This is a genomic window from Agrobacterium sp. El2ro-1b (genome assembly GCF_048298475.1).
Lineage (GTDB): Bacteria > Pseudomonadota > Alphaproteobacteria > Rhizobiales > Rhizobiaceae > Agrobacterium > Agrobacterium fabrum.
Map to the genome: position 1 here is coordinate 695,813 of NZ_CP103459.1, position 9,188 is coordinate 705,000.

Here is a 9,188-nt window from a genome sequence, read left to right on the forward strand (position 1 = left end):
GAGATATCATGACAAGACGACCGCGCCGGAACCACAGCCCGGCTTTCAAGGCAAAGGTGGCGCTCGCGGCCATCCGGGGCGAGCAGACACTGGTGGAGTTGTCCCAGCAGTTCGACGTGCACGCCGACCAGATCAAACAGTGGAAAGACCAGCTCCTTGAGCGGGCGACAGGCGTTTTCGGCGATGAGGTCAAGGCCGAACCGGCAGGGCCGACCGTCGATGTCAAAACACTTCACGCCAAGATCGGCGAACTGACACTGGAGAACGATTTTTTATCCGGTGCGCTCGGCAAGGCCGGATTGCTGGGCGGAAAGAAATGATTGATCGCAAGCACAAACTGTCGGTCGCACGCCAAGCGAAGCTCCTCGGCTTCAGCCGTGGTCGCGTCTATTATTCGCCGCGTCCTGTGCCAGACAGCGATCTTGCCCTGATGCGGCGGATCGACGAACTGCATCTCGAATACACCCCGGCAGTACCCGCTTCGATAGAGGCTTTAGGCCAAGAAGCTGCGAGGAGCAGCAGTAGTCAGCGAGCTTCAGGCAATCCGCGTCAGTGACGTCTTCACCATCTGGGTGGGCCTTCAGGATGACAAATGCCTGGGGGCGGGCAAAGAGGTGTCAAGCTTCCTGCATCAACCGCAGCCCCAGCTCTTAACCACGGTATACCGGTTCTACCCAAAGCTTCTCCTGCAGTATGACTTGATCGATCATACCGAAGTCAATGTGTGGCAGTTGCTTCTTAGTCAACGCCCTCCGCTTGCGCATGATGCCGTAGGCTTGCAGGCAGTGCTGGCTCCTCTCATCGCATATACCGAAGTCCGCCATTTCGGGGGACGAAACAGCCTAGCCTCGACTACCATTTTTCACGGTCTGGTGCAGCCTTTCGATATGCTCGCGGCAGAGCGCCTCGATCAGGGCGTGAAGTTCTGCGGTTCGCTCCTGAAGCCAGGCGAGGGCTTCTTCGTTCATCTCGAAATGTTTCGAATAGCGTGCCTTGACGTAGGCCTCGTTGAGAATGTTGTACCATGCGCTAAACCGCTGGTGGTCGCGCGGCCAGATATCGACCAAACGGCGGTCGCGATCCTCCGAAAGTCCGCGCAGAAATTTGAGATTGTGCGAAGCGGGGGTGTAGTTGGTGAGCGTCAACAGATAACAGGAGGAGGCAGTTTCCATCGCCTGGTGAAGTATGAAAGCCGCGTGATTTGGTTGATCATCCGCTATTGCGTACCGTGCTAACTGAAGGAAGTAGCTCGCACTGCTGAATTGCTTTCCAAAATGCTCCTCCGCCACTCTGAGAGCATCGGCAGGCCTCAGCGGTTTGGGCTCGGCAAGCGGCCTGTCGTCGAACTCGTAGAGGACGATGCCTTCTCGGGCGAGATCAACGAAGAAGGCTTGGCCATCATGCAGAAAATTGCTGATCTCGCGGGCACCATGCATGATGAGGCCGACGGGTGTCTCGATCTCCTTGTCCCACATCAGCCGGGTCGGCCAGTTCCTTTTTGCTAACGATGACGAGTATATCTAAATCCGATCTATAACCTTTTGACGTGTGTGGTTCGTCCACCATGTTCCACGGGCGTAGGAACCAAACAGGATAACTTTATAAATCCGTCCGTCTTTTTTGGCATCAGACTTCGAGCGCTCGACAATGCCGGCGAACTCTTCGTGGATGATCCGGACGACCCTTTCCAGTTGGCGCTGCTTTGTCTGCGGAAGATGTCCGATATCCGATTTCATTGCCTCACCATCGATTCTTCTTGGTAGACATTCTAGCCGCTTCCGACAGGCGACTGCTACTCCACATTGTTGTGGTCCCAATCCGCCTGCATCCACATTATGCGAGGCTCAACCGAGCTCAGCAATCATTAATCACCTCTTCCTATCAATGTTGCATCTGGACCAACGCGACGGACCACTTTATCCTCTCAGCATTAGATCCCTGTCTCGACGTTGATCTGGTCTCCGGCGGAAGGAACTGAAATGGATCTGCGCCAAATGAGCACATTCGTTGCCGTCGCGGAAGAACTGCATTTCGGGCGCGCCTCCATCCGGCTCAACCTTGCGCAGCCTGCCGTCACTGCCCAGGTCCAGGCGATCGAGAAGGAACTGGGCGTTCCCCTTCTCATTCGTTCCACCCGCCGTGTTCAGCTCACTCCCGCAGGATCGGTTTTTTACGAGCGTTGCGTTCAACTGCTTCGCGACGTCGACGAAACTTGTGCGATCACACAGGCGGTGGCGGGCAAGGCTGCCAGCAAGATCACCATTGGTACAATTCACCCGGCAACCTTCGGTGTTCTGCCCGATTTTCTTGCCCGAATTGGCCGACGTTATCCGGATATCCGCATTCATATCCGCAACGGCACAACCGAATCCATCGTACGGGACATTGAGCGCGGACAGGTCAATATCGGGTTTGTCCGGCCTTTGCACAACAACGGCGCATTGCGATGGCAGGCGATAACAGAAGAGCGGTATTTGCTCGCCGTCTCAAAGGAAAACGCTTTGGCTGAGTCCGAGACCGTCACGCTGGAAGACCTGCGCCGCCAGAAGATCATTTCCTTCTCGCGTTCAAACCTGTCCTACACGGAGCGGTATTTTCTCGATACATTCCGCGAGCATGAACTCTCCGATCGGATCGTCTATACCTGCGACGACACACTTTCACTAATCGCGCTCGTCTCCGCAGGCGTCGGTGTCGGCTTCGTTCCGGAATGGGCGGCAAACCTGCCGAACAGAAACTTTCGTTTGAAGGCAGTGGAGGAGATTGATCTGCGTATCGGCCTTGGGCTCGCCTGGAGCAACCAGGACCCGACCGCCAATCGTGATGACATCATCGAGATCGGCCGCCAGCTCGCATCCAATATGGCGAAAGGACCGGCTCGTAAACAGCACCGCAATTGAACATCCGAAGTAGCATGCGGCAGGCCGGGGTTTTTAGTTTACTGAACAGTCGTGAACGCACTGCTACGTGCGGACCTTATTCTCGCGCAACGCAGCAAACACGAAGTCTGTCGTCATAAATCACCGCGTGACATCTCGGGGATCGGTGACCTTCAGATCGGCGTCATCGAATATGTTTGTGACGCGGGCGTTGACCGTCAAGCCCCGCGCAACCGCGGTGGCAGCGATGTTACTACCCACCGGCCTTCCTTTGCGCACTTGCTGTCTCGTTTGCCCGGCCATGAACTGGACAGAGGTCTGCCAAGCGTTGGGGGCCTAAGGAGGCACCCGTTCTGAAGAATCAGCAGGAACTCTCTTTCCAAGTTATCCTGATAAATTCTATCCCGCCCGCCGCACGGTTTAGCCGCGAGGTACGCCGATCGTATCGATGCCCCTCATATGAGGGAGCGCCGTTGTGGGTATTTCCCATCATCCGGACCAACTGCATGTTCTCCTCCATACCACCGTTGGTCGTCGCTTATGTTTTATGTTGGGCAAAGCGGAGGGAAGACACTTCTAAGGAATGATAAATGGGGTATCAAAATGTCTCAGAGGCCTTCATTGAGCTAGAAGCTGCACTCACCGTAGCGAAGAAAATCTGCACGCAGAGCCGAGATATCTGCTTGTCGATCACCGACAGGTGCAACGGCAGGCAACTGAATTTCGAAAATGGGTGTGCCCATCATCACAGTCGTTGACGATGGTCTCATTGTAAGGGTCTCCGCCGGAGACCTGCTCACGTTCTACGGCATTCAAAAGGTGATCGAGGGTCGCTTGTGGGAGATAGCACCCAGCGCCGCAAGATCAATGACATGGCTACCAGCACAAGAGTCCCGCTCCGGGCAATTCACTAGAACCGCGACAACGGACATGAGAGAATGACGGTCTCTAGCTCCATTGGATCAATGCGAAAAATTTCCAGGTCGTAGCTGTCGAACCACCGTTTGTACCAGCGCCATGCAATATGTGCCTAGGCACCTCCGTGCGCTGCTGCGGGCTGCCCCAATCACTCTCGAGCAGACCGCGGAACCTCTCAAAGTCGAGGGGTGGGGCTGGGTGCAACCCTCCCTCGATGCCTCGGTCATGTATGTACGAGGATCTTTATCTTCCATTTCGCTTCCAAGACGATCAGCGGCTTGCCGTCGTTACCCAGCAACAAAAAATCGATGAATCCCTGCGCGCTTTTCTCAAAGTCCGCACCGAGACTTTCGATGTGCTCAGGCTTCAGCATGACGTTCGGCTTAAGAACGACATTCGCGGGACCGCTCTCTTGTCATCGAAGAAGCGCCAGCCAGCGGCCTCCAGCAGCCGATTGATTTTGATCCTCGCCGTCGCTTCCTTGCGTAGTACCAACGCCCATCCCCCGAGAAAATTCAGTCATCACTGCGCCTTCGGAATAAACCCCACAGTAAATCCGAACAATCGGCCAATCTTCCCTAAAGTTTCGAGCGTTGGGTTCGCCGTCCCGGCTTCGATCTCAGCAACTTGGCGCCTGGTGAGCGATAGCGTCTTGGCGAATTCGTCCTGCGTCAAACCAAGCCCTCTTCGGATTTCAACAACAGCCTCAGGTAACCTCAAGTCGCCAGTCCGAGCGCGTTCCGCCAGTGTTCGCCGGTTCTCAAGAATTTCTTCTTTCGTTGGCTTTCTCCATCGAGCCATTTAGCTGTCCTCCGGCATCAATGGCACGCCGCCAGAACGCTCTCCGCGATTTCAATGCAACGGCCCATTGCACGCTCCAGAATTTCCGGAGACCCACCCATATCTTTCGCCATAGCCGGTGTTTGCCGGAGGTATTCGGCAAACACGGAAAGCTCAGCTGCGAGCGCATTCTGCTCATCAGGATCAGGGATCAGTTCAGCGCAAATGCGTTTCCAATCGGGCAGGTGATCGCGACCACCGTCCCGCATCATGGCCCAGCGGGTGGAACGAACGATCCCCTCTTTGGCAAGCCGCATTGGCGCGAAATCAAAGAGCGGAGACAGGCGGATCGTGCCGTCCTGGTGCTTACTCAGTGCAGAATTTCGGCCGTGATTATCGGGATTGCCGAGCGCCAAATTGGCGATGTCCCGCTTCAGGTATTCGACAATGTCCGCGAAGGGATTAGCAGAATATTCGCGCAAAACGTCGATGTAGGCCTCATGCGAGCCGACATGACCGAAATCAGCAACACCGATCGCGGATACCAGGCTTTCTTGGCCCAGCCTAACGGTTCCCCCACCTTCTTTTTTCTTCCGGTCGAACCGAGGAATGATCAGGACACTTTCGGCATAGGTCGAAGGTTCGTCCACGTTCAGGCCGATCTCTTGAGCGATCCGCGAATAGAGGGCTTCGCCTTCGAGTATAAGCCGGTCCACTGGCTCGTTGCTGCGGACCAGCTTGACAATGACGTGGCGCACGGCCTCATCATCAGTCACGAAGCTGTCGGGATAATAGAGACCGTCATTCGCTTGGGTCATCGAGACCTTAGGCCATTCGCCTTGCAGGCCGCTTGAGCCGGAGGCGAGCATTCCGAAGCGATCGGCGACTTCCATGAAACGATCCGAGCGCTCAAGGATTTCCGCTTCTGTAACCCCTTGGCGCTCAACACCGCGCAGCCGTTCCGTCTCGGCCTCTGCCGCTTCTTTGATCCGGATATTGCCTATGCCGCCCGTCGCCGATCGCAGAAGCAGCGGGAGATCAGAAGCGCGCGAGCCTTCAGCAAGACTGAGATGCTCGGCAAGCTTTCGCCTTGCATGCCCCTGGGGCATGAGATCCAAGAGGAAGGGCGGCCAGCTGCGGCTATATCGATTTTCGAGATCAACGGGATATCGGACAGATAACGCGCGATGGTCGCGAACCGTTTTTCCACCCGCGAACTCCGCAGATGCAACTGTGACGAAATAGTCGAGATCGTAATCGACGATGGACGCGCCCTGGTAGCCGGCCGCGTCGTCCTTAAGTTCTAGCGTCGCGGCGTGATGCCACTGGCCATAAAAATGGGTTTGGAGCATTAGGCGCATTAATTGACCCTTTCAATGGTTCAAATAATGCATTTTTTCAATTTATTCAACCCATCAAAGTGGGTTAGATAACTGACATTAGAACTCCCAGCTACAGGCGCGGTCATTAACGCTCCTGAGCCGGCTGACCATCTTCCGGCCACGCAACGCATTGCCGCAAGCGAACAGAGGTGGCTCGGTTTGTCTGAAGCTTCAGGCGTTTCGCTAAGTGGATTTCCGCCTCGATTATGCCGCCACCATCATCTGTGCCAGCGCGTTGAAGTAAGCCTGATCCGGCGTCTGCCGGTCAAGGGATGAATGTGGGCGTCGGCTATTGTAAAAGGTCAGATATCGGCCAATGCCGACGCGTGCCTCAGACACGGTCTTGTAGGCGTGGAGGTAGACTTCCTCGTATTTGATCGAACGCCAGAGCCGTTCAACAAACACGTTGTCCCGCCACGCACCCTTGCCATCCATCGAGATGGCGATTTCCACCTTCTTCAGCACCGCCGTGAAGTCGATGGATGTGAAATGCGATCCCTGATCGGTGTTGAATATTTCCGGCTTTCCATAGCGAGCCAGCGCTTCCTCGACCGCTTCGATACAGAAGTCCGCCTCCATCGTAATAGATAATCGCCACGACAGAACCCGACGGCTGAACCAGTCCACGACGGCGCAGAGGTAGACAAAACCACGCGCCATGGGGATATAGGTCAGGTCCATCGCCCAGACCTGGTTGGGCCGGGTGACCGCCAGCTTTCGCAGGAGGTACGGATAGATTTTATGCCCAGGCGCTGGTTTGGAGGTGTTCGGGCGACGATAGATCGCCCCGATACCGATCTTCTTCATCAGCGTGGCGACGTGCAGCCGCCCAGTTTACAGGCCTTCTCCCTTCAAAAGCCCTTGCAACATCCGACTTCCCGCGAACGGATATTCGAGATGCAGTTCGTCGATCCGGCGCATCAGGGCAAGATCGCCATCGGATACCGGACGCGGCGAATAGTATACGCTGCCACGGCTAAAGGCGAGGAGCCTGGCCTGCCTCACGACCGACAGCTTGTGCTCGCGGTCGATCATTTCTTTCCGCCCAGCAATCCCGCCTTGCCGAGCGCACCGGACAAAAAATCGTTCTCCAAGGTCAGTTCGCCGATCTTTGCGTGAAGCGTTTTCACATCTGCGGTCGGACCCACCGGTTCCGGTTTCGCTTCATCACCGAAAACGCCCGTCGCTCCCTCAAGGAGCTGGCCTTTCCACTGCTTGATCTGGTTGGCGTGCACGTCGAACTGCTGGGATAATTCCACCAGCGTCTGCTCGCCCCTGATGGCGGCAAATGCCACCTTCGCCTTGAAAGCCGGGCTGTGGTTCCGGCGCGGTCGTCTCGTCATGGTGTCTCCTGTTCCCGGCATCTAAGCCGATCTCAGGCAGAAATTCCACTTATCCTAGCTGTGCAAATTTCTCGAGCCACCTCTAACCGCCCCTGAGGTACAGAGGCGGTGGGTGGGTTTGCGGTTAAGCCGCTGTTATATCGGTACAATCAGGGATTTATGTAAGATTTGGTTGCGGGGGCAGGATTTGAACCTGCGGCCTTCAGGTTATGAGCCTGACGAGCTACCGGGCTGCTCCACCCCGCGTTACCAGCGTAAATCCCTATGGGATTTATCGCGACTGCATAACAGCTTCCCTGTGATGCACACTGCCGGAGTAAATTGCTGAGCAATTTATCTCCTGTGATGGGCGCACCTGATTTGGCGCGCCGTTTTATTGCCTTTAGAGCTCTGTCTTAAACGACGAAAGGCCGCTTTAGGCGGCCCTTTTTGTCGGCTGGGCCGAAGTGTGTGATGAGAAGATATTGATTGTTGAGTTGCGTTTTGCAGACCTGGCAGCGACCTACTCTCCCGCGTCTTGAGACGAAGTACCATTGGCGCTGGGGCGTTTCACGGCCGTGTTCGGAATGGGAACGGGTGCAGCCGCCCCGCGATAACCACCAGGTCGGCAAAACGCAACATTGTTCATGTTTTAACATGGACTGTTGTTTTCGAGAAGCTGGGTGGCGATGCCACTTTTTATCTTAATTACACGTCTTACTTGACCTGTCCGTATTCTACCTTTGCTCAACAGTGAGCATGGCAGCCATACAGACCAGAGGTCGTCGCGCCCTGTGGCGCGGCCCGTCCGGAGCCCATCGGGCGTCAGGACAGAAGAATGATGTCATCGAACTTTGTTCGATGAACATAATCAATGGGAACGAAGAAGTCGATCGAGCTATTAGTAACGGTAAGCTTCACACATTGCTGTGCTTCCACACCCGTCCTATCAACGTGGTCGTCTTCCACGGCTCTGATAGGGAACACTCGTTTTCAGGTTGGTTTCCCGCTTAGATGCCTTCAGCGGTTATCCATTCCGTATATAGCTACTCTGCTATGCCCTTGGCAGGACAACAGATCCACCAGAGATACGTCCATCCCGGTCCTCTCGTACTAGGGACAGATCCTGTCAATATTCCTACACCCACGGCAGATAGGGACCGAACTGTCTCACGACGTTCTGAACCCAACTCACGTACCGCTTTAAATGGCGAACAGCCATACCCTTGGGACCTGCTCCAGCCCCAGGATGCGATGAGTCGACATCGAGGTGCCAAACAACCCCGTCGATATGGACTCTTGGGGGTCATCAGCCTGTTATCCCCGGCGTACCTTTTATCCGTTGAGCGATGGCCCTTCCACACGGGACCACCGGATCACTATGACCGACTTTCGTCTCTGCTCGACTTGTCAGTCTCGCAGTCAGGCGGGCTTATGCCATTGCACTCGACGACCGATTTCCGACCGGTCTGAGCCCACCATCGCGCGCCTCCGTTACTCTTTCGGAGGCGACCGCCCCAGTCAAACTACCCACCATACACTGTCCCGGATCCGGATAACGGACCGCGGTTAGACATCCACGAAGATAAGGGTGGTATTTCAAGGATGGCTCCACACGAACTGGCGTCCATGCTTCAAAGCCTACCACCTATCCTACACATGCCTTGGCGAATGCCAGTGTAAAGCTATAGTAAAGGTGCACGGGGTCTTTCCGTCTGACCGCAGGAACCCCGCATCTTCACGGGGAATTCAATTTCACTGAGTCTATGTTGGAGACAGCGGGGAAGTCGTTACGCCATTCGTGCAGGTCGGAACTTACCCGACAAGGAATTTCGCTACCTTAGGACCGTTATAGTTACGGCCGCCGTTTACTGGGGCTTCAGTTCAGAGCTTGCACCCCTCCCTTT

At 55.5% G+C, this 9,188-nt stretch carries 4 protein-coding genes, 1 tRNA gene, 2 rRNA genes and 3 pseudogenes (1 of these 10 cut by a window edge); 2 read left to right on the forward strand and 8 right to left on the reverse strand.

What is annotated here, in order from left to right:
• Positions 1–8: 8 nt before the first annotated feature.
• Positions 9–496 (forward strand): annotated as a pseudogene (locus NYR50_RS17450) (IS3 family transposase); the annotation flags it as partial.
• Between the two features lie 346 nt (positions 497–842).
• Here the strand turns inward: NYR50_RS17450 and NYR50_RS17455 are convergent.
• Positions 843–1,736: pseudogene (locus tag NYR50_RS17455) on the reverse strand (nucleotidyltransferase and HEPN domain-containing protein).
• 243 nt (positions 1,737–1,979) lie between these two features.
• Here NYR50_RS17455 and NYR50_RS17460 point away from each other — a divergent pair.
• Complete coding sequence (locus NYR50_RS17460) at positions 1,980–2,900, forward strand: LysR family transcriptional regulator (protein WP_418137709.1); 921 nt, start codon at positions 1,980–1,982, stop codon at positions 2,898–2,900.
• Positions 2,901–4,020: 1,120 nt separating this feature from the next.
• Here the strand turns inward: NYR50_RS17460 and NYR50_RS17465 are convergent.
• From NYR50_RS17465 to NYR50_RS17495, 7 genes and pseudogenes are all read right to left on the reverse strand, one after another.
• Positions 4,021–4,170 (reverse strand): hypothetical protein, encoded by a 150-nt coding sequence (locus NYR50_RS17465; protein ID WP_236777211.1) that lies wholly within the window; start codon positions 4,168–4,170, stop codon positions 4,021–4,023.
• A gap of 149 nt (positions 4,171–4,319) precedes the next feature.
• Positions 4,320–4,598 (reverse strand): helix-turn-helix transcriptional regulator, encoded by a 279-nt coding sequence (locus NYR50_RS17470; protein ID WP_003517384.1) that lies wholly within the window; start codon positions 4,596–4,598, stop codon positions 4,320–4,322.
• Positions 4,599–4,615: 17 nt separating this feature from the next.
• Positions 4,616–5,938 carry a type II toxin-antitoxin system HipA family toxin gene (locus NYR50_RS17475; RefSeq protein ID WP_174011277.1) on the reverse strand — a complete coding sequence of 441 codons (1,323 nt, stop codon included), beginning with the start codon at positions 5,936–5,938 and terminating at the stop codon, positions 4,616–4,618.
• 225 nt (positions 5,939–6,163) lie between these two features.
• Positions 6,164–7,302 (reverse strand): annotated as a pseudogene (locus tag NYR50_RS17480) (IS3 family transposase).
• Positions 7,303–7,471: 169 nt separating this feature from the next.
• Positions 7,472–7,548, reverse strand: a tRNA-Met gene (locus NYR50_RS17485).
• A 243-nt stretch (positions 7,549–7,791) separates the two neighbouring features.
• Positions 7,792–7,906, reverse strand: a 5S ribosomal RNA gene (gene rrf, locus NYR50_RS17490).
• Between the two features lie 255 nt (positions 7,907–8,161).
• Positions 8,162–9,188, reverse strand: a 23S ribosomal RNA gene (locus tag NYR50_RS17495) (it continues 1,773 nt past the right edge of the window).